General features: G+C 55.7%; 17 protein-coding genes and 3 pseudogenes. 8 read left to right on the top strand and 12 right to left on the bottom strand.

The window, feature by feature from the left end:
- Positions 1–661 precede the first annotated feature (661 nt).
- From HAPAU_RS17830 to HAPAU_RS17820, 3 genes are all read right to left on the bottom strand, one after another.
- Positions 662–1105: a hypothetical protein gene (locus HAPAU_RS17830; RefSeq protein WP_066385404.1), complete on the bottom strand. Its 444-nt coding sequence runs from the start codon at positions 1103–1105 to the stop codon at positions 662–664.
- Positions 1102–2100, bottom strand: a complete 999-nt coding sequence (locus HAPAU_RS17825; RefSeq protein ID WP_066385402.1) for a ParA family protein — start codon at positions 2098–2100, stop codon at positions 1102–1104. The genes HAPAU_RS17830 and HAPAU_RS17825 overlap by 4 nt, the downstream gene beginning before the upstream one ends.
- A gap of 1122 nt (positions 2101–3222) precedes the next feature.
- Positions 3223–4416, bottom strand: a complete 1194-nt coding sequence (locus tag HAPAU_RS17820; protein WP_066385434.1) for an orc1/cdc6 family replication initiation protein — start codon at positions 4414–4416, stop codon at positions 3223–3225.
- Between the two features lie 209 nt (positions 4417–4625).
- Here HAPAU_RS17820 and HAPAU_RS17815 point away from each other — a divergent pair, with 209 nt between their 5' ends.
- The 3 genes from HAPAU_RS17815 (at position 4626) to HAPAU_RS21290 (ending at position 5901) form a co-directional block, all read left to right on the top strand.
- The gene (locus tag HAPAU_RS17815) at positions 4626–4994 is read left to right on the top strand and encodes a hypothetical protein (RefSeq protein WP_066385432.1); all 369 of its coding nucleotides are present in this window, start codon (positions 4626–4628) and stop codon (positions 4992–4994) included.
- Positions 4991–5560, top strand: coding sequence for a hypothetical protein (locus HAPAU_RS17810; RefSeq protein ID WP_066385400.1), 570 nt, complete (start codon positions 4991–4993; stop codon positions 5558–5560). The genes HAPAU_RS17815 and HAPAU_RS17810 overlap by 4 nt, the downstream gene beginning before the upstream one ends.
- Positions 5561–5631: 71 nt before the next feature.
- Positions 5632–5901: a hypothetical protein gene (locus tag HAPAU_RS21290; protein ID WP_066385399.1), complete on the top strand. Its 270-nt coding sequence runs from the start codon at positions 5632–5634 to the stop codon at positions 5899–5901.
- Positions 5902–6032: 131 nt separating this feature from the next.
- Here the strand turns inward: HAPAU_RS21290 and HAPAU_RS20520 are convergent, their stop codons facing one another.
- The 4 genes and pseudogenes from HAPAU_RS20520 to HAPAU_RS20510 form a co-directional block, all read right to left on the bottom strand.
- The gene (locus HAPAU_RS20520) at positions 6033–7271 is read right to left on the bottom strand and encodes a Cdc6/Cdc18 family protein (RefSeq protein ID WP_084383886.1); all 1239 of its coding nucleotides are present in this window, start codon (positions 7269–7271) and stop codon (positions 6033–6035) included.
- 596 nt (positions 7272–7867) lie between these two features.
- Positions 7868–9130, bottom strand: a pseudogene (locus tag HAPAU_RS17790) (archaea-specific SMC-related protein); the annotation flags it as partial.
- A 19-nt stretch (positions 9131–9149) separates the two neighbouring features.
- Positions 9150–10499, bottom strand: a pseudogene (phaC, locus tag HAPAU_RS17785) (class III poly(R)-hydroxyalkanoic acid synthase subunit PhaC).
- Between the two features lie 26 nt (positions 10500–10525).
- Positions 10526–11164 carry a MaoC/PaaZ C-terminal domain-containing protein gene (locus HAPAU_RS20510; RefSeq protein WP_084383884.1) on the bottom strand — a complete coding sequence of 213 codons (639 nt, stop codon included), beginning with the start codon at positions 11162–11164 and terminating at the stop codon, positions 10526–10528.
- 391 nt (positions 11165–11555) lie between these two features.
- Between HAPAU_RS20510 and HAPAU_RS21285 the strand changes: the two genes are divergently transcribed.
- Positions 11556–12071, top strand: a complete 516-nt coding sequence (locus HAPAU_RS21285; RefSeq protein ID WP_157078550.1) for a hypothetical protein — start codon at positions 11556–11558, stop codon at positions 12069–12071.
- Here the strand turns inward: HAPAU_RS21285 and HAPAU_RS17775 are convergent.
- A pseudogene (locus HAPAU_RS17775) lies at positions 12005–13682 on the bottom strand (heavy metal translocating P-type ATPase); the annotation flags it as partial. The gene HAPAU_RS21285 and the pseudogene HAPAU_RS17775 sit on opposite strands and share 67 nt — an antisense overlap.
- Before the next feature lie 123 nt (positions 13683–13805).
- Entirely contained in the window at positions 13806–14003 is a 198-nt protein-coding gene (locus HAPAU_RS17770; RefSeq protein ID WP_066385389.1) for a heavy-metal-associated domain-containing protein, read from the bottom strand.
- Between the two features lie 131 nt (positions 14004–14134).
- Between HAPAU_RS17770 and HAPAU_RS17765 the strand changes: the two genes are divergently transcribed.
- From HAPAU_RS17765 to HAPAU_RS22095, 4 genes are all read left to right on the top strand, one after another.
- Positions 14135–14734, top strand: a complete 600-nt coding sequence (locus tag HAPAU_RS17765; protein WP_066385388.1) for an AsnC family transcriptional regulator — start codon at positions 14135–14137, stop codon at positions 14732–14734.
- A 105-nt stretch (positions 14735–14839) separates the two neighbouring features.
- On the top strand, positions 14840–17443 hold the full coding sequence (locus HAPAU_RS17760) for a heavy metal translocating P-type ATPase (RefSeq protein WP_066385386.1): 2604 nt from the start codon (positions 14840–14842) through the stop codon (positions 17441–17443).
- Between the two features lie 18 nt (positions 17444–17461).
- Positions 17462–17689 carry a DUF7123 family protein gene (locus tag HAPAU_RS17755; protein WP_449267244.1) on the top strand — a complete coding sequence of 76 codons (228 nt, stop codon included), beginning with the start codon at positions 17462–17464 and terminating at the stop codon, positions 17687–17689.
- Positions 17686–18375 carry a DUF63 family protein gene (locus tag HAPAU_RS22095; RefSeq protein ID WP_084383883.1) on the top strand — a complete coding sequence of 230 codons (690 nt, stop codon included), beginning with the start codon at positions 17686–17688 and terminating at the stop codon, positions 18373–18375. Before HAPAU_RS17755 ends, HAPAU_RS22095 begins: the two co-directional genes overlap by 4 nt.
- 12 nt (positions 18376–18387) lie before the next feature.
- On the opposite strand, the gene HAPAU_RS17740 is transcribed toward HAPAU_RS22095, so the two are convergent.
- Genes HAPAU_RS17740 through HAPAU_RS22585 form a run of 3 tightly spaced genes read right to left on the bottom strand, consistent with a single transcriptional unit; the run spans position 18388 to position 20167 of the window.
- Entirely contained in the window at positions 18388–19293 is a 906-nt protein-coding gene (locus HAPAU_RS17740) for a universal stress protein (RefSeq protein ID WP_066385381.1), read from the bottom strand.
- 24 nt (positions 19294–19317) lie between these two features.
- Entirely contained in the window at positions 19318–19851 is a 534-nt protein-coding gene (locus HAPAU_RS17735) for an SRPBCC family protein (RefSeq protein WP_066385379.1), read from the bottom strand.
- A gap of 16 nt (positions 19852–19867) precedes the next feature.
- Positions 19868–20167 (bottom strand): hypothetical protein, encoded by a 300-nt coding sequence (locus tag HAPAU_RS22585; RefSeq protein WP_245634229.1) that lies wholly within the window; start codon positions 20165–20167, stop codon positions 19868–19870.
- Between the last annotated feature and the right edge of the window lie 239 nt (positions 20168–20406).

Here is a 20406-nt window from a genome sequence, read left to right as displayed (position 1 = left end):
ACAGGTCGAAGTGCGGCTGCGTATTCGTCGAGTTCCTCGTCTCTCTCCTCTAGACTTTCGGGTTGATAGTCGTCACGGAGGACGTCTTTGTTCTGGATGATGAACGATTCCCGAGTAAACCGACCCATGAGAGAGTATCTAATAAAACCATAGGCACCAGTATCACCACTATTCTACCGATAGGACCAGTATTGCCAGTAAATCGGTCACTTATATGCCACTCACACTCCACTATTGCCAGTAAAACCTCTCGAACAACTGGAGGGGATCCGCGATCCCCTCCTAGATAGTGGTAGTTTTATTACACTACTACTCAAACCAAAACCGTACTAGAGAATACGTAGAAGAATCTAGATCAGCTAAACACTAGGTGTGATGGCAGTGCTATCGTGTAGCTTAGTAACTGGCAATAGTGGTGTGTGTGTGTTACTTAAAGAGCTCCTATACTGGTGAAACTGGCACCGCCGGTGTCCCAAGCAATCTCTCCTCTGCGATCTCCACCAAACTCCACTCGAAAGGCAGCCAATTAACAGACACATTGAGAGTCTGTGAGTGAACCGTTCTATCCTGCCAGCTTGACGATCTTCCGGAGGACGGGGGCTCGTTATTTCGATGATGTAACCATAGAACAGGTCGTAACGTCGATTTTGAGACCAGTTCTCTAATCTAACATCCCGAATCCTTCGTCGCGCATGAGGGCAGCAACACGCTCTGGATGCTGGAACGCGAACTTCAACGCAAATTCCCGGGCGTCTGTCTTTGGAACTGCATCTGTACCCAGTTCAGTTGCCAACTCATTCCGGAACGCTGCCTCCTGGCTACTGATCTCCCGCCGCAGATGCAGCTCGATCCGATGATCTCGTTCGTCGGTGACGTTACTTCGCCGTATGAAATACGGATATTCCGTGACAGGCTGCTGTTTTTCTATACGCTCAGACGGGTCAGGCTCCGTCACAACGTTCGTTTCTGTATCGCCAGCTGTCCCTTCCGATTCGGGCGACCTCTCAGTTTCACTCTCATCCTTCGTTTCTTCCGCTTCTTCTGAAGCACTCTCACTGCCGCTGTTGAAATCAAGATTGCCGGAACCGGATTTGAAACTGGTCATGACGTCGTCACCTCCACTTCTTCAGTCTTGGTTCCTACACTAAATCGTTCAGTCCCTTTACCTTCAATTTCCACCACCACCTCTGATGCTATCTCTGCATCGAACGTCTCAGTCGCGATAAATGCGGCCAATTTACAGATATCACGTAGTGTCTCTAATTCCCGATCCCGAATTCGTCGATATCCTGGTTTGCTCACCATCGCGCCGTCTTCCTCAAACGTCTTCCACCGTTCTTCGATCACCTTGAATGCAGAACCCCGTGCTTCCCACATTGCGTCCATTAGGCTCTCTCGATAGGCAATCGCAACCGGTGTTTCGAACTCATCTGTCTCTTGGAACTGCTTGTGGTACTGTTGGTGGGCATTTGTCTGCCCAATGCCTGACGGTACAACGCAGGACAGTCCAATCTGGATATCCAACTCTTTACTCATGTTTGCAACCATCTCATCTAGGCCGTCAAGGCTTAGATTGCCTTTCCCAGCCGGTTTGACTGGCGCCATCAGGGTGCGCAAGGCAAAAATCGCATTATAAAGCAGGTCCTCCGCTCGCGCATTTGGATCGATTAGTACAGCATCGTATTGTTCATGCAGCTGGTTTTCGTTCCACAGAAGGTTGTGTAGCAGTTCATAGCGAGGATAGTCCTCCTTACTCATGTTTTTCATTCCCGTTTCATAGGCAATCTTTTGCTCAAGGTTTGAGGTGAAATCACTGAGCATATCGTGACTAGGAATTACATCGACACCCTCATCCGAGGTTTCGATCAGATCCGTAAATGGACCATCTGGCATCCCCAGGATGTGCTTTACCAAATTATCGGCATCAGGATCATTGCGCCGTGTCCCAACGTCGAATAGACTAGTCAGATTCCCCTCTTGGGGATCGAGATCGATGACACAGACATCCAACCCCATCCGCGTTAATGCCACTGCGAGATTAGCAGTGGTCGTAGTCTTGTATGTCCCCCCTGATTCGGAGTAAACGACAGCAGTGATCATGCCTATGAGAAATCGATGATAGACTGTAGCATAAATCTGTGTCAGACATCTGTTCGACATTGCTGGTACAATTATCTGTGCCATCTCTCTGTAACGAAAACCTGTAACAGGTATCTGTACCATCTATCTATAACAGGTATTTGTAATGAACTTCTGTAACAGGAGGCCGAAACAGATACCTGGTACGGAGGCTGCCTAATGGAGCCATCTTCTTTCTGGACGGCTGTTTCACCTTGTGCAATAAGCGTGCTATCACATCCCTACTGTTGCACAAGGTCGAATGTCCTCAACAGCACCCTCATCACCTTTGAACTACCTTATCGAAGGGCTTCCCAAACAAGGTGACATCCTCCCGCGCCTAAAGGCGCGAGCCTCCCACGCCCACCAACGGGCGGTTCGTTGGGATGTTTACGGTTTTGAGTCCGACAAACCCGTGGAGGTGCCACGCCTCCGTTACTCCTATCACGCTCGTGGCTCGGAGTTACTTGCTTGTTTTCTGTCGGTCCGCGGTCCCGAGGGCTTACGTTTTGATGAGACAGACACCGAGTCAACTGCCAGTTTTCGGGGTGTCGAGACGCGACGGGAAACCGGCACATCGACGGATGGATATACGTCTGTTGGGCGCCTAAGCCTTCCGATCCGGGCGTTTAAACGGATGGTGACGGCAATTCATCCACGCCATAAACGTCGTGGTATTCTCGCCTGTAATTCATATAAAGTGCTTACAGTTCGTGAGAAACGCCGCTAAGAACCAGTCATAGACGAACTGACCGAGAATACTCACGTCCTCAAGAATGAATCGGATGACGCTATATATTCCGAGTACCGCACGTACGGGAGTGAGGAGTGAATGAATAGTGCACTGACCCTCCCCCACCCCATGAGTTCCGCTGTTAACGGAAGAACGACTGCATCACCTCCATGGGAGGAGGTCATTTGCCGTTCGGTGAAGAACGTCCTACGGATCTGTTTTCTAGCCTATACACTTAATACTATGTTATATTTCTAGATAGTTTTAGCGGAACTGTCCGGTATGGTCGTTGCAGCAATAGTCCTAACAGCGGAAGCAGTGGGGGGAGGGTCTGTTGACTACTGTCTTCGCTAACAGCGGAAGCAGTGGTGTTAGGCTTCTGCTTCAGGTCCTAGAAGTTCTTTCAGACCGGATTTCACGCTGGAGACGGGTTGATCCAGTTTGTGTTTCTTGTACTTTCCACCACTCTTCCCGCGATTGATCTGTGTTGAGGAGGTGATGCCGAGTGTTTCGAGTTCGGCAAGATATTCACGGATCGCCCGGTCAGAGATTGGATCACTTCCTTCGCGTTCACATAGAGTCTCGTACGGTGCCCTGATCTCTCGTGTTCGTGCCGGTGAATCACCCTGTTCTTCGAGAATGGTTAGCGCCCAGAGTACCAGTTGTCCATGCTGGGAGTAGTTGTCAATACCTTTGATTATTTGGTCAGTTTGAAGGCGTTCTCTGGCTTGACGGACGTGGAGTTCCGTTACGTGCTCAGCGTTGGTTTCTCGAGCAATGTCACCGCTTTCAAGCAATAGATCCAATGCTTGGCGGGCGTCTCCCGAGTCTTTTGCGCCAAATGCGGCACACAGATCGATTACGCCATCCTTCAGTACGTTTTCTTGAAATGCGACGGCTTCGCGTTGCCGCAGGACTTCACAGAGTTCGGTGGCGTCGTAGGCGCTAAACGAGACCTCTTTCTCACAGAGGCTAGACCGGACTTTTGAACTCAGCTGTTTTCGGAAGTTCAGATCGTTCGAGATCCCAATGACGCCGAGTTTTGTGTCCACTATGTCGTTATTTGACCGGGCGCGTGGTAGTTTGTAGAGAAGACTGTCATTTTTGATGTGATCCACCTCGTCGAGGACGATGAGGACGGTGCCACCGAGCTGATTGAGTTCATCGAACAGGAATTCGTAAACGGATGCTTGCGGGTAGCCGGTGTTAGAGATCTGGTTTGCGGGATCGCGGAGTTCATTGATGATCGCGACTGCGGTTTGGTAGCTGGTGTTGAGACCGTCGCAGTTGATTTCGATAGTGTTGAGATCTAGCCCATCGATATTGGTGGCATCGCGTTCGAGACGATCCAGAAGAAAGCGGGTGGCTGCGGTTTTGCCGACACCGCTTTTTCCGTAGATGAAGATGTTGGACGGGGTTTCGCCCTCAATGACAGGCTGGAGTGCGGCGTGGTATTGTGTAAGTTCTTCATCGCGACCGACCAGTTCGTCGGGCGTCCATTCTTCGAGTAGGGCTTCTCGTTCTTCGAAGATGCTTCCAGTTGGTTTGAAGCTAAATGTACTCATTGCGCATAGCATAGCATCCATTCTATGTTAACCTTTGGTTCCGCTGATTCCGATGTCCGGATTTGTTTATATACTTCGACTCCGCTACTTCCGCTGTTAGAACTTCAGCTTTGTAGTCGTTCGTGCCGACTTCGATACCGTTCTAATGTGCAAGCTATGTGCAAATCGACGAAACTATTATGACTCTGTGTGCAGAACTTGCACATAAGATGAGTGCAAGCGATGAACCTCGACGGGTCCACTTCCAGTCCCCGGAGTATCTCGTCGAACGTCTCGATGCGATCGCTGATCTCTTCGATAAGGATCGGACGGACCTCCTCGTCGAAGCCATCCGAGAGTATATCGAGGATACCGCGGACAGCAAGACCTTCCAGGAACTGGTTGCGGCCCAGTACTACGACAATCAGATTGAGTTCGAGACCGTCAAACAATTGGTCGGTGCCGAGACTGCTCAGCGGCTCCGCCTCCTCAAAGCGGATCTCGAGGGTGAGCCGTTGGATCTTACTGCTCCGGATGACGTCGATATCTATAGTGGGGATGCGACAACGGTCGCTACCGATGACGCCGATGAGCGATGAGCAGGCCACCGATGCGGACGGCCGTCGTCGATACGAGCGCACTCATCAGTCTTGCAGTGCCGCGTGCAGACGCTGACTCTGAGACTAACACTGCACCCGATCCTCTCCAGTATCTCCTCACCTCATGTGATGTCTTTCTACCGTCTGAAGTCGTTACAGAGCTACGCGACATGGCGCAGTATCAGGACATCCATGGTGCTGCAGCGACCAATGTCCTTGCTGCTCGCGACTACTACACGGTCATTGATCCGTATGACCGATCGGACACAATCGAAGCGCGACCGACATTTGGTCTTGACGACGGCGAAACCGATGGGATCGTCCTTGCGAACGCACTTGATGTCGACAGCTTTCTGACTGACGAATTCGGCGGGACGAACTTCGCTCTGGTCCATGCTGCGCTCCGAGGACCGCGAATCGTTCCGACACCACGGTTGATCTGTGATTATGCCCATAACGGTCATATGACCCATAAGGGAGCGCGAACACTCATCACGACGATTGGTGCGCATCGGAGTTGGGAGAACAGCCCCTACGTTGCCCAATTACTGGCTCTTCTAGACTAATTTCCTTCTGTCTCCCTACCTAGTCTCACTCCTGCCTTGTGCAACAACCTTAATTGAATACGGACCGACTGTTGCACAAGGTTACGGTACCGACTGTACCTCTTTCACTCCCGAACTACCTTGCCGAAGGACTTCCCAAGCAAGACAAGGAGACGCTTCGTGAGACACGCGAGTATCTCGACAAGTTGCTTGAGACCTGCGAGCAACGTCGAAAAGAGCCATTTACCGAGGACGAACTGCCCGGGACTGCCCAGATTCTCAAGGACGAATCAAATGGTGCAGTCTATCTCGAGTATCAGACCAGCGGCGATACCGTCCGACATGAGTACTCGGGAAAATGATCGAGACGGCCACTGAGTAAGTGTGGTGCTCATAGAATGATCGAGAACCGATTTGGCTCCTGCAAAGCACGGCTTGGAAACAGGAAGTCCCGTCTGCAGCGAAACCGTTAGTCCGAACAAGGCGGACTAATTCACATCAATTCTTGTTTTTTCGCATCTTCCCGTAACGACTCTAAATTGAGTTCAGTACTCAAATGAAGATGCTCCAGTGTTGAAATCGCGGCTTCCATCGATACATCAATCTTGTATTCGTAGTAGATACCACCACCACGTCCTTCATTGCGTTTTCTCCGATCGAGAATCCCAAGCATCGAGAGTTCAGCTAAGTGGTTATGGAAAGCACGCCCACCGAGAGGATCTCGATCAGTAGCGTGAACGAGATCACAATACTTCTCGTAGATTGTCCGTTTCTGCAATGGAACAGAGGATGGATCGCTTACTGTCGAGGAAACCATTGCAAGGAGAGTGAGGTGACCATGAGAAGTGAGTTCTTTCATACTTTCTTCTATTCGCTGCTTTTCAAGCAGCTGCTTTGCTTCACGAACATGGGGTTCTGTGACCTGTTGGTCACTACGCCGACGTGCTAGATCACCTGCCTCAAGAAGCAGATCTAGCCCTTGACGAGCACTTCCCTTATCTTGCGCAGCGAATGCAGCACAGAGAGGAATAACATCACCATTGAGCACGTTATCGTCGAATGCCAGCTCAGCGCGCTTTTGCAGGATATTGCGGAGATCTTCCGCATCATATGGAGGAAAGTGGAGCTCACGTTCACAAAGCGTGTCTTCAACATGTGGATCGAGCTTCTCGCGAAATTTGAAATCGTTACTGATACCGATGATTCCGATACGAGCGTTCTCGATCTTTCCGTTACTCCGGGCACGGGGAAGCTGGTAGAGGATGCTATCGTCATCACCAATGTAATCGACCTCATCAAGTACAATCAGAATAGTGCCGCCGATCTCGTCGAGTTTCTCCCAGAGCATATCATAGACGGCATTTAATGGATATCCAGTTCGACTGATCTGGTTATCTGGTGCACGAAGATCGTTAACAAGAGAAACAGCGACACGATAGCTACTCGTGAGATCCTCGCAGTTTAGATAGACGGACTGAACTTGCAAGTCATCATATTGAGTAGCGTCCTGTTCAAGATGTTGGAGAAGATACTTTGTAACTGCAGTTTTTCCTACCCCTGTTTTCCCATAGAGAAATATGTGCCGGGGTTGCGAGCCGTTGATAACTGGTTGTAAGTACGCCGTGAACCGCTCGACTTCTTCATCCCGTTCTTCGAGCGACTGTGGCTGATAGTCATCATGCAGGACGTTTTCGTCCTGGAAGATCTCCTCAGACCGCTCGAAGAGGACCATGCTCACCCAATGGAAGAACGGGTACATAATACCTCGGGTGCAATTGATACAAACGATTCATTCGTTTCCTACGTTCTCTGGAGAGACCCCCCATCGATTCAAACGTTACGGTATCTCCACGAAGGGGGTGAGAGACACCACTGATTCAAACGTTATGGGCTAAAGAGTGGGGGGAGACTTAGAAGTGCTTCTAGTTTGGAGAAAAGTTTAATACATAGAAACAAGAACCGGAACCGCACTAGAAAGTGTGTAGAAACGAACGAAGTGGTGGTGGATCTAGCAGGCATCTAGTTCCTAAACCAGTTTTATACCTGCTTGAGAGGTTCTTACTAGGGAATACGTTTGAATCAGTGGTGTCCTTGAGCAGAAATCTATCCCTCTGTCTCATCTTGGAACGTTTGAATTAGTGGTGTCTCTCTCCTCTACAACCGATCATCTCCATGCGATGAACGCTCGTTACGTGAAAACAGGCGCAAAGCCTCGCCCTTTAGGGCGGGGAGGATGTCAATATCGGTGTCGACTGGGAGCGTCGCTGAGCGCTCTATAGGTCGGTCTTGTACTTTGAGATCGATCTGTTCGTTAGCCACTGCTTGCTGTTATATCTCTGAGATACGTTGATAGCCGGTATCGAGTGCATCGGCGTCTTCTGGGAGCAGGGCAACGACGATGTAGGAGGCATATTCCTCGAGATACTCGACTAACTGTGCGATACGCTCGGAATCGATCGCTTCCAACGAATCAAGCAGGATAAACGGCATCTCCTCGTGTACGTCGTGGACGAGATAGCCCGCCAATGCCAGCACTAAGCCGGTGACCTCCCGTTCGCTCTCGCTGAGGTGATCGATCGTATCCTCGTAGGTTGTGCCATCATCCGTTTGGCGCGTTACGTGCAGCTCGAAGGTCGCGTCTCCTCTTGTGTCGGGGTTCCGATACTCGAGCCAAATCCGCGCGAGATTTCCATAGTCCAGCAGGTCGACGACGGTTTCCATATGCGTATTGAACGCCTCGATCGCTTCACGCTCGATCCGTTCGATGCGCGTCCGAAGCTCTTCGTCATCCTCGTTAGTTTCGACGGCCGATTCGAGATCTTCAACCTGCTCTACAAGTTCGTCTCGCTGTGTCTCGAGTTCGCTGATTCGGTCAGTCCGGTCAGCAAGCTCTGTCTCGGTCGTGTCAAGTGCCCGTTCGATCTCGACACGTTCGTCTCTCGTGGTAGTGTACTCCTTTCGTTGGGTTTTGAGCTCTTCGAGTTCTCTGTTGAGTTCGTTTCGCCGTTCGACTTTCTCTTGTCGGAGGTCCTGCAGGCGCGAGACCGTCGATTCGATCTGTTCAGTATCGACCTGCGAGCCACACGTCCAACACGTGACGTCGTCTGATTGATCCGCGAGCAATTGATCGGTGATCGCACCCTCGCCTGCTTCCGTCTTGGACGGTTCCTCTCCGTCAAGGAGATCAGTCATACCCTCTTCAGTGATTTGCTCGTTGAACTGGATGACTGTCTGGAGTTGGAAGATGATCTCGTCGAGTTCTCGTTTTCGACCACGGATCTGCTCGATTTGACTCGCGAGGTCGTCCAATTCGTCCTCGTCAACAGTCGAAAGATCTTCGAGTTGGTCTTCGAGCTCAGACCGTTCGGTTTCGAGCGAGGCGACACTCTCTCGTTCGGTTTCGAGATCGTAGGTGACGTCTTCGAGCTGGGATTGCGTCTCACGGAGCGAATCGAGCTGTTCGGACCCCGTACTTCCGGCATCGGCCTTGGATTGTTGGGCCGTTTCCAATGTGTCGCGTGCCTCGGCAAGTTCTGTTTCGGCGTTCTCGAGTTTAGTGGTAACGCGCGCGTGTTCTTCTTCGAGAGAGTCGCCTGCCACGAACCGACGGTCAACTGCTTCCAGCACTATCGTCGGACGAGCCCGTGAACTGCCTCGCTTGCTCGATCCAGGACGACACTCGTGATTCACTGAGACCGAGTCGCTCAGCGAGCGGAACTGGTTCTGCGGCTGCAAGGTGCGTCACCGTCGTGATTCCGACATCGTGGAGACACTCCTCGTACGTCGGACCGATTCCGTCGAGCGTCTGCAGCGACTGATCCTGGTCAGTCTTCGCTTCAGCTTCACCCTAGTCGACCGTGGATGACTCACCAGTCTGTGTTATCGACCGCTCACGGAACCACGTCGCAACGCGGGGCCACAACTCCGTGTGAGCCTTCCCTGAGACGGCCATCCCGACGTGACCGGTCGGGAACTCATAGATGTCGGTGTCTGCACTCGGAATAACCTCGGTGAAGGGCTTGCTCGCGTCAGGCGGGATGAGATGGTCGAACGAGCCAATGATCTGTAATACCGGCATCGTGAGATTCTCGATGTCGACAGGGGTGCCGTCCAGTACCAGTTCGTTCTGGTAGAGTGCGTTCTTCTGGTAAATGTCCTCGATGAACTGGCGGTAGGCTTCTCCCGCGACGTCAACCCCATCGCGCACCCAGCGTTCCATCCTGCCGAAGTTCTCGACGGCGGTCTTGTCATCGAGATTGTCGAACAGGATCGTGTACTTGCCGAGATACGTATCGACGCGATTCATCTGGGCGAACCCCGTCGCGAGAAACTCCGCCGGGACATTTCCGTACGTCTCGGTGATCGTTCCTGGATCGAAGTACTCCTCACTTCCCCATTGTTCGAGGATGCCGCCCGTGTCGTCGAAACAGAGCCCAGTTGCCATGAGCCCGAGATTACGGACCTTCTCCGGATGGAGCGCCGTGTATATCGTGCTCAATGTCCCGCCCATGCAGTAGCCGAGGATATTGATGGCGTCAGTGCCAGTTCGCTCACGGACGACGTCGACGCAGTTATCAATGTACCGATTCACGTAGTCGCCCAGAGTCAGCGATGCGTCGAGTTGGGACGGCTCACCCCAGTCGATGAGATAGATATCGAATCCGTCTTCCAAAAATCGCCGAACTACGCTCTTGTTGGGTTGGAGATCGAGAATGTAAGGTCGATTGATCAACGCATAGACCACGAGGAGAGGCGTGTTGTGCGGGTCGTCTGCGAGTGACTTGTAGTGGAGGAGATTGAGTTTGTTTTCGGAGTAGATGACCTCACTCGGAGTCTGCCCGACCTCGACGGAGGCGAGATCTTCGAGCCGATCCGGAAGAAGGCGCATCTTCTCGGCGGCGTCCGTTCCTTGGGTGAGCATTCTGCGTTGTATCTTCAGTGGGGCTATGAACGGATTCATGGTCTTGATCTGGCTGTACAGACGAGTCACTCCGGGAGAGGGTCGATCAGCACTGTCGCTGTTCCATTGAGGACGATCTCACCAGCGTCGTTTTCGATGCGCGTCGTGAGTCGATACCGCTCGTCTTCGAGTTCGTCGACGATCTTGCACCGGGCCGTCAGCGACTCGCCGATGTCGACCGGACGTCGGAACCCGAGATTTTGCGAGATGTAGATCGTTAGCCCGGGGAAACACGCGAGGGCGGCGCTGATGAGTCCGGAGAGGAGCGTCCCGTGGACGATCCGGTGGCCGAACCGCGTCTCCTCGGCGAACGCGTCGTTGAGGTGGAGGTCGTTCGTGTCGCTGGTCGCTTCGGCGAACTTCCGAACGTCGTCGTCTGTGATCACCTTCGAGAAACTGACGCCGTCACCCTCCTGGAGCGACGTGGAATCTTCGATGTCGATATCGAATTCGCCTTTTGCGCGGCCATATGGTAGGCGAGGGAGAACGGCTCCACTCGCCTCGACGAGATGTGGATGAGGAGTCTCGACGTACTTCTTGGGGGCGCCTTCGAATAGTTCGAGGCAGTCCGTCGAACAGAAGTAGAATGACTCTCCCTCGTACTCGGTGGTCGGTTCTACAGCGTCCGGCGGGATTTCCATCCCGCATACGGGATCAACTGGCATGGGTACAATCGGATGGATTCGTGCAGGATCGTGGTTCACTGTCTGGTGGCTGGGGCCGATCGTTGTTTAGAAAATAACGTAGCGGCGAAGCATCAACGTATGTGTGCCCCCGGCATCGCTGGCCGGGTGGATATTGTATAGCGTCATACGATCCATTCCTACAAGGCATCAAACGCGGGCAAGCTGTGTTGTTGTGGTTTTCTGAGTGGGAAAACACCACAGCACAACATCTGAGTGAACATAGATTATCGCTCTATCCACCGAGAACAACTGGCTTAGAATCAGGAGTACACACAGCAAGTCGCCTTCCCTAACGCTCCTTCGTTCATCTGATTGAGACGTCCGAACACAACGCGCTTCACACTTCAGCAGGTCGCGACCACAATCACCCATGTCCACCGACACTACGACTGACTCACCACGATACAGCACGATGGACCTCGAGGACTGCGGAGCCTTCTATCTCCAGGAGATCGCCCAGCAAATGCGGGCTGACGGCCTCGATCCCGACCACGAGACGCCGCCCTACGCGTGGCTGAGCGACCACTATCGAGGCTTCATCGCCCATCTCTCGCGGAACTTCAACCGCTCACCCGGGGACTTCTACGCCGAGATTGGGGTTCCACCAAATGACGACGAAGATAACAGCCCGTTCGCGTTCGTCGACGATCAGGCCACGCGCCAAGCGCTCGAATCCTACCTGCGTGAACTCCGGGACCGACAGGGCCGTGCCGAATCGACGGTCGCGACCCGACGCTCGGTCCTTCGCCGCTACGTCGAGACCTACCAGCAGGTGAACGACACCGACGACCTGCTCTCACCACTCCAATCTGAGCAGGGGAACGAGACGATCTCGTCGGATCGTTCGATCCCGAGTTTCTCGATTAGGTTGGGTCCACCGAGGTGAAGCGTCTCGCCGTCGACGGTCGCCCTGACACCGAGCCCGCGAAGGTTCTCAAAGTTCGAGATCTGCGCTCGTCGGACGCCGCGTTCCTCGGCAGCGTTACGGATAGCGCGAGCAATCATATGTTCGGAGTCGCCCTTGACGCCCGCAGCGACCTAAAACGCCCGTTCCTCGTTCCAGCTACCCGTTGTCTCGACGTCGACGACGCCCTGCTCACCCTTCGTGAGTGTCCCCGTCTTGTCGAACATCACCGTGTCGAGGCTCCGGGCTTCCTCCATGGCGATACGGTCGCGAATCAACATCCCGTTCTGAGCAGCGGTGGAGGTGTTGATCGCGACCACGAGTGGGACGGCTAGGCCGAGCGCGTGTGGGCAGGCGATGACCAGGACGGTCACGACGCGTTCGAGGACGCCGATATTGAATCCGACTGCGACGACCCACACGACGGCTGTAATGCCTGCAACGGCAAGAGCGATGTAGAACAGCCACCCCGCTGCGCGGTCGGCCAGCAATTGGGTTCGAGGTTTTGATTGCTGGGCTTCCTCGACGAGGCGCATGATACCCGCCAGCGCCGTCTCCTCCCCGGTCTTGGTCACCCGGACACGCAGGCTGCCGTCCTGGTTGACCGTACCAGCGACGACCTCCACGCCGGGTTCCTTGTCGACTGGACGGGACTCGCCGGTGATCATCGACTCGTCGACGGACGACTCCCCTTCGACGACCTCGCCGTCCGCGGGAACGGAGGCTCCTGGACGGACGAGGATAACGTCGCCCTCGGACAGGTCGGAAACGGGAACCTCCTCTGTGTCACCGCTCTCAGTGACGCGCTCGGCGGTATCGGGCATGAGTTTCGCCAGCTCGTCAAGTGCACCGGAGGCCTGCTGGACCGACCGCATCTCCATCCAGTGGCCCAGCAGCATGATGTCGATCAACGTGACGAGTTCCCAGAAAAACGGCGTCGTACCCTCAAGGAACAGGCTCGCGATGGAGTAGACGAACGCGACGGTGATGGCCAGCGAGATGAGCATCATCATCCCCGGCTCACGGTTCTCGAGTTCTGTTCGGGCCATCGAGAGGAACGGCACCCCACCGTACGCGAAGATGATCACCGAGAGGACGGGCGTGATCCAGACACTACCTGGGAATGTCGGCGCGGTATAGCCGAAGACATCCTGGATAAACTCACTGAAGAAGATAACCGGGATCGAGAGAACAAGCGATACCCAGAACCGCCGGCGGAACATTCCTTCGTGGCCTGTGTGGTCCGTGTGGGCTCCGTGATCTTCGTGCCCTCCCTCGTGGACGTCCGTGCCGTGGTCGTGTGCGTCGTAATCGTGTTCGTCCCCTCCAGTATGGGTGTGGTTGTGTCCGGACTCGGCTTCGTGATCGTGGTGTGTGTTCGTCGGTACTTTTGGGTTCCGTGGTGGTCTTGTCCGTCCGATCGTGGTTCGTGTGCTCAGAGGAGTGGGAAGATTCCGTGGCGAATGGGGGATCTGTCGGCCGCCTTCCTCCATCTGCTTCTAGCTGGCAAATACGGCAGCAGTAGACGGGTCCCACGGAATGAGTTTCCGACGAAGAGTCCCGGATACGCTCGTGGTCTGGATGGTTGCTCATGATGTGGGTTTTGGTGCCGTCCCTCATTATATTGTCTATACAATGACACTGCGCGGTGCCACTAAGAGGGTCGGAATCGAACGAGAACGGCGGGGCGTTCGTCGGCGTGTGTTCCAGCGTGTCTCAGGCGTGGGCGGTGTATCCAGCGTCTTCGACGGCCTGGACGAGTGCCGTGGCGTCGGCATCTCCATCGACGCTTGCCTGTTCGGCTTCTCGATCGGCGGTCGCGTCAGTCACGCCGCTCACTTCTCGAATCGCTTCTTCGACTGTCTGTTCGCAGTGGCCGCAACTCATTCCCTCGACGGTGATGGTCGTCGACATACACGAATACCTACGTACTCCCCTCTTATGCGGATTTTCCCTTCGACCTAGCAGGTACTAGCAAATCCAAAGTTTGGAAACCAAGCAGATGGCACCGAGATGTTTTAGTCAGTCGTAGCCGTTGGCTCACCATGCGCGATCTCGACGAAACCGATCTCGAAATCCTTCAGCTCCTGATGTCGAACGCCCGTCGACCGTATAGTGACATCGCTGATGCCGTCGGTCTCTCGGCACCGGCCGTCTCGGATCGGGTGGCGAGACTGCAGGAGATGGGCATCATCAACCGGTTCACGCTTGATGTCGATCACTCGCAACTCCGAAAGGGGATTCCTGTATTGCTGACACTGGACATCTCCTCTGACGGTCCGGATGTCGCATCACTCAAAGATGTCCTGCTCAACGAAGGAGCGGTCGAACACGTATTTACCACCGCTGAAGCCGATCTGGTCGTCTATGCGCGCGTTCCGGACAATGACGTTGCGAGCTGGCTCGACGACACGCTCGAAGACGGAGCGATCGCAGATTTCGGAGTGACGCTTCTAGCAGGCGCTGATTGGTCGCCCGATCTCGGCGGGACGGAGTTCGCACTCACCTGTGCCCAATGCGGGAATACGGTCGATACCGAGGGGACAGCTGCTCGTATCGACGGGGAGTTGTATCAATTCTGTTGTCCATCGTGTGAATCCCGATTCGAGGAGAAATACGAGCAGCTTCAGCAAGGAGCTGGTTGATGAAGGAAGTCTGCTATTCTGGTTTGTATTCGAAATTTCACATACCTATTTCCTGAGCATATGAAAGGGCAAACCGATTGAACAAGGGGGCCGTATGAGTATGTAATGAGTCAGCGCCGAAGCCAAATCAACATCCAGGGGATGAGCTGCGCGAACTGTTCGCAGACCATCGCCGACGCCGTCACGTCCCTAGATGGCGTCTCGAACGCGAACATCAATTTCGCGACCGACGAGGGAAGCGTCGAATACGACCCGGACGAGATCTCACTCGGTCGAGTCTTCGATGCCATCGAGGAGGCCGGCTACTCGCCGGTCACGGACTCGGTGAGCATCGGCATCACGGACATGTCGTGTGCGAACTGCTCGGAGACAGTACAGGACGCGCTCGAGCGGACGCCGGGCGTCGTCAGCGCCGACGTGAACTTCGCGACCGACGAGGCACAGGTCACGTACAACCCGGCCGAGGTGAGCCTCGCGGACTTCTACGACGCTATCGAGGATGCTGGCTACTCGCCCGTTCGCGAGGACGCTGAAACCGAGGACGGGTCGGAAGGAGATGCCCGGGAGGCCGCCCGGCAAGACGAGATCAGACGACAGTTGCGCCTGACGCTGTTCGGCGCCGTACTGTCCCTGCCCCTGCTGGTGTTCATGGCCGATCACCTGCTGGCGCTCGGGCTCATTGGAGACGAGCTCTTCGGCCTTCCGTCTGGATGGATCGCGTTCACGCTGGCGACACCCGTCCAGCTGGTGCTCGGCTGGCCGTTCTACAAGAACTCCTACAAGGCGCTCGTCAAGAACGGCCGTGCCAACATGGACGTGCTGATCGCGCTGGGCTCGACCACCGCGTACGTCTACTCCGTGGCGGTCTTGCTCGGGATGATCGCTGGCGGGCTGTACTTCGACACGGCGGCGTTCATCCTCGTGTTCATCACGCTCGGCAACTACCTCGAGGCCCGCTCGAAGGGCCAGGCCGGCGAGGCGCTCCGGACGCTGCTGGAGATGGAGGCAGACACCGCTACCGTCATTGACGACGGTGGAAGCGAAACGGAAGTTCCGCTCGAGAACGTCGAGGTTGGCGACCGGATGAAGGTCCGCCCGGGCGAGCAGATCCCCACTGACGGCGTCGTCGTCGATGGCCAGTCCGCGGTCGACGAGTCGATGGTCACCGGCGAGTCTGTCCCCGTCGAGAAGAGCGAGGGCGACGAAGTCGTCGGTTCCACGATCAACGAGAACGGCGTCCTCGTCATCGAAGCGACGAAGGTCGGGAAGGACACGGCACTCCAGCAGATCGTTCAGACGGTCAAGGAAGCGCAGTCGCGCCAGCCGGACATCCAGAACCTCGCCGACCGCATCTCGGCGTACTTCGTGCCCGCGGTCATTGCGAATGCCGTCCTCTGGGGCGTCGTCTGGTACCTGTTCCCCGAGGTCCTCGCTGGTCTCGTCGACGCGCTTCCGTTTTGGAGCCTCGTCGCGGGCGGTCCCGTCGCCGCCGGCGGGGTCTCGGTCTTCGAGTTTTCCATCATTGTCTTCGCCTCGTCGGTGCTGATCGCTTGCCCCTGTGCACTGGGCCTGGCGACGCCCGCTGCGACGATGGTCGGGACGACCCTTGGTGCACAGAACGGCGTCCTGTTCAAGGGCGGCGACGTCCTTGAGCGCGCGAAAGACGTCGACACCGTTGTCTTCGACAAGACAGGGACGCTCACGAAAGGCGAAATGGAACTGACCGACGTGGTCGTCTTCAATGGCGACGGCCAGCCCGTCGCGGACGGCGGGGATCCCGCTACCGATGGGGGCCAGCTAACTGCACAGGAGCGCCTCAGCAAGGATGACGTGCTTCGACTCGCGGCCACCGCCGAGAGCGGGAGCGAACACCCGCTCGCCCGTGCTATCGTCAACGGAGCCAGAGAGCGCGGGATCGATGTAACCGACCTGAACAACTTCGAGAACGTCCCCGGACACGGTATCGAAGCGACTGTCGGTGACGACGAGGTGCTGGTCGGCAATCGGAAGCTCCTCCGTGACAACGGAATCGACCCCTCGCCCGCTCAGGAAACGATGGAGCGCCTCGAGAACGAGGGAAAGACAGCCATGCTCGTCGCCTACGAGGACGAACTGGTTGGAGTGGTCGCTGATGCCGACACGATAAAAGAGGGTGCGAAGGACGCTGTGAGCCAACTGCAGGAACGCGGCGTCGACGTGATGATGATCACGGGCGACAACGAGCGGACGGCCCGCGCGGTCGCCGAGCAGGTCGGGATCGACCCCGAGAACGTCCACGCGGAGGTCCTCCCCGAGGACAAGTCCGACGCCGTCGAGGCCATTCAAGACGGGGGGCGTAAGGCGATGATGGTGGGTGACGGCGTCAACGACGCGCCCGCCCTCGCCGTCGCGTACGTCGGAACCGCCATCGGCTCGGGCACTGACGTCGCAATTGAAGCAGCCGACGTGACGCTGATGCGCGACGATCCGCTCGACGTGGTGAAGGCGATTCGCATCTCGGACGCGACGCTCGCAAAGATCAAGCAGAACCTCGTGTGGGCGTTGGGCTATAACACGGCGATGATCCCGCTCGCGTCGCTGGGCCTGCTCCAGCCCGTGCTCGCTGCCGGCGCGATGGCGTTCTCGTCGGTGTCAGTGCTGTCGAACAGTCTGTTGTTCCGTCGGTATACCCCCGATCACGACTACGAACTGCTGGGGAAGCTTCGCTGACTACACACCTTCTGATTCATCCTGTCTAACGTATCCCGCCGCACGGTGCGCGCGTACCTCGTCAATAGAGCTGGCACCGAGCCAACGTACCTTCACGCTCGTGAGATTGCCAGCGATCTCGACGGGTCGCCGAAAGCCGTCGCACAGTATCTGAGCCAGCTCCAGGACGACCTCTCCGACGTATCACTCGAACAGTGGGAGCGCTCGAAAAGTATCACGTGGCGAGTCGAGGTGAGCGAGTCGTGAGTACAGTCACGCGGCGCGTCGAAACCGCTCTCCCCGACACCGGAATCCGAGAATGGTGGGCGCTGTATCTGCTTGCCCAGGTCGTCCTCGTCGGTGTAGCACTTCTCGCGTTCCCGTCGCTCGTCTACGACCGATTCGTCTGGCAGTACCTCTGGGGACCAGTCGTCGCCGACGCTGCTGGCCAGCCAGTCACACACGAGGGAATAAGGGCCGTCCGCGGGTACAACGCGGTGAACACGATGACGTACCTGGCGGTCGTCGTGTACAGCCTCCCAGGCCTCCGGGCGTATCTCGACGCATTAGACGTTTCGTTTGATGCTCGACTCGCGTACGGTTTCGCGCCAATCATCGTCGCCGGCGGAGCGATGCGCGCCCTCGAAGATATCGGACTGCTCGGTGACTACTCGGTGTGGTTCATCACGCCGTCGATATACTTCGTCGTCACCGCCGTCACCGTCCTCGCACTCGGTATTCTAATCACGTACTACAGTTTCGAGGCGTATCGACGAACGGGTACATACTATATGCGAAACGCTGCAATTGGCTTTGGAATCATCACTCTCGGTGTGTTCATCGAAGGAGTACTGTTTGAGTTCGGGGGGCTTGATCTCACTCTTGTCCACATCATTGAATCGGTCGCCATCGGTCTCGGATTCGTGGTCCTTCTCATCTCGCTCCGTCGGTAGCTCAGGCCGCGTCTATACTCCTCGAATGGTCAAAACTGGCTCAGCCGACTTCCGGAGAACCCGTTCGGTCACACTCCCGATGAGCCGTCGTGAAAGGCCGGACCGTCCGTGTGTTCCCATCACGACGAGGTCGATCCCGTGTTGATCGCAGTATTCCCCTATTGCCTGATGAGGAACGCCGTAGGTGATCTCAGCAGCGACTGAAACACCGTCGGCAGCTGCCCGGGACTGGACGTCTTCGACGATAGTCTCCCCGTTTTGCTCCAGTACTTGCTGCAGTTCGTCCCACGTCCATCCCGGGCGAGACGCGTAGGCACCTCTATCCACTACGTAGAGGGCATGAAGTGTCGCATCGTACGTCCGAGCCAAATCCAGAGCGTGAGTGACTGCCTCTCGTGCGGGCTTACTCCCGTCAGTCGGGATGAGGATATTCTCAAAGCCTCCCCGCTTCACGGATTCTGATAGCGCCTCCGTCAGCTTTGGTTTGACACTGAGCACGGGGATATCGACGGTACGGATGATTCGGGTCGTTACACTGCCGAGCAGGACCCGGTCGAGACCGGTGTGTCCTCGGGTTCCCATACAGACGAGGTCGATCCCGGTATCGGTGATGTAGGAACGAATTTCACGCGCTGGAATGCCACGGCGAACCTCAGTTACCGCGTCGAGGCCATGTTCTGCGGCTCGAGTTGCGATCTGCTGGGTGGCGACATTGCCAGCCTCATACCATGTGTCTGGGAGTGTTTCTAGGTCGGTTTCCAGCGCGGTCAGTTCCAGCTTTCGTTCGATCGGCGAACTGTCCACGACGTGGAGGGCGTGGACGGTTGCGTCGTATCGGCGAGCGAGATCAAGTCCGTATTGGATTGCGGGCTCGACGTTATCGCTTCCATCAGTCGGGATGAGGATGTCGGTGTACATGGTTGGATGAGTGCGTTGATTTTGCTACGGACTCTCGTCCGTCGGTTTGGGCGGCTCATGTGCTGTCGACTCGATGCGTTCCTTGAAGAAGACAAGCTCCTTGTTGGTGTGGTCGTAGAGCTTTGCCTTCCCGTCAAGAATGGTGGTGAAGAGCCGCTTTAGCAGCCGGCCCCGACGGTTGTTCGGGAAGTCCATCCAGACGGCGTGTGACATCCGAGTGCCGTCGTCTGCCTCTTCGAGCCGTATCGTACCGCCCTCGGGGATTCGAACGGTGACAAGTCCACGAAGAGCCGGATAGTACGCTGTCCCAGTCCAGACCGCCACGTGTGGATGATCGATGTACTGGAATCGGCCGTGCAAGTCGGCGTACATCCCAGCGACCTCTTCGGCCTGGTGGAACGTCGCACCCTCTTGTGGGCGATTATCGGGTGTGTCATACTCGAGTCCGTAGTGTTCCTCGGGGTTCGATGCCGTCCAGTGGACGGGGTCCGTTACGTACTCCCAAATCTCCTCCGGAGTGGCAGTGATGACGATTTCTGCGTTGTCGGTGACGTACATGGATTGGCTCCTCGATTCAGCGTGCGAAGACGTTGTATAGCCACGCAAAGGCGTACACGAGGACGAAACTGATCACCGCTGCCTCGACCATGCCCGCCACTGTCCCGACGACAGTCGGTTCGAAGAACAGGTGCCACTGTTCCATCATCGCGACCGCACCCTCGTAGACGCCAATCGCGCCGAACATGCCGAGCAGGAGCATTACGACGGCAGAGACGACTGCTGCTGCACCTGCCAGTGCCAGCGCATCGAGGTGCATCAGACTGGTCGTGGATTCTGTTTCGTACGTGTCCTGATTTGTGGTAGTCGTGCTCATGACTAGAGATACGCTCGACTCCTTCATTCGGGTTTCTCTTACAATTCGAAAGGGAGAGTCGCTCTGTCAACACGGCACGGGAATATGTTGGAGAAACAACGGTACTACGCTCACCTCTGTGAGACCTCTCTACGAAAGAACAAGCAACAATCAGCGAACCGAATCAGTGACGCGCATCAACTGTTGAGCGTGAACACAGTCCTCGAACGGTTGACCACAGCTAATAGCACGGATTACCT

This window comes from Halalkalicoccus paucihalophilus, from assembly GCF_001593955.1.
Classification (GTDB): Archaea; Halobacteriota; Halobacteria; order Halobacteriales; family Halalkalicoccaceae; genus Halalkalicoccus; species Halalkalicoccus paucihalophilus.
Note: the sequence above shows the minus strand (reverse complement) of the source record. Positions and strands in the feature narration are given on the sequence as shown.

What these genes read in the sequence shown, in the direction of transcription:
- HAPAU_RS20520 (WP_084383886.1), bottom strand. Translation starts at nt 7,271, where the DNA reads ATGGTCCTCTTCGAGCGGTCTGAGGAGATCTTCCAGGACGAAAACGTC.
- HAPAU_RS17765 (WP_066385388.1), top strand. Translation starts at nt 14,135, where the DNA reads ATGCGCGATCTCGACGAAACCGATCTCGAAATCCTTCAGCTCCTGATG.
- HAPAU_RS17810 (WP_066385400.1), top strand. Translation starts at nt 4,991, where the DNA reads ATGAGCAGGCCACCGATGCGGACGGCCGTCGTCGATACGAGCGCACTC.
- HAPAU_RS17735 (WP_066385379.1), bottom strand. Translation starts at nt 19,851, where the DNA reads ATGTACGTCACCGACAACGCAGAAATCGTCATCACTGCCACTCCGGAG.
- HAPAU_RS17760 (WP_066385386.1), top strand. Translation starts at nt 14,840, where the DNA reads ATGAGTCAGCGCCGAAGCCAAATCAACATCCAGGGGATGAGCTGCGCG.
- HAPAU_RS17815 (WP_066385432.1), top strand. Translation starts at nt 4,626, where the DNA reads ATGAGTGCAAGCGATGAACCTCGACGGGTCCACTTCCAGTCCCCGGAG.
- HAPAU_RS17740 (WP_066385381.1), bottom strand. Translation starts at nt 19,293, where the DNA reads ATGTACACCGACATCCTCATCCCGACTGATGGAAGCGATAACGTCGAG.
- HAPAU_RS20510 (WP_084383884.1), bottom strand. Translation starts at nt 11,164, where the DNA reads ATGCCAGTTGATCCCGTATGCGGGATGGAAATCCCGCCGGACGCTGTA.
- HAPAU_RS17770 (WP_066385389.1), bottom strand. Translation starts at nt 14,003, where the DNA reads ATGTCGACGACCATCACCGTCGAGGGAATGAGTTGCGGCCACTGCGAA.
- HAPAU_RS17825 (WP_066385402.1), bottom strand. Translation starts at nt 2,100, where the DNA reads ATGATCACTGCTGTCGTTTACTCCGAATCAGGGGGGACATACAAGACT.
- HAPAU_RS17830 (WP_066385404.1), bottom strand. Translation starts at nt 1,105, where the DNA reads ATGACCAGTTTCAAATCCGGTTCCGGCAATCTTGATTTCAACAGCGGC.
- HAPAU_RS22585 (WP_245634229.1), bottom strand. Translation starts at nt 20,167, where the DNA reads ATGAGCACGACTACCACAAATCAGGACACGTACGAAACAGAATCCACG.
- HAPAU_RS17820 (WP_066385434.1), bottom strand. Translation starts at nt 4,416, where the DNA reads ATGAGTACATTTAGCTTCAAACCAACTGGAAGCATCTTCGAAGAACGA.
- HAPAU_RS21285 (WP_157078550.1), top strand. Translation starts at nt 11,556, where the DNA reads ATGTCCACCGACACTACGACTGACTCACCACGATACAGCACGATGGAC.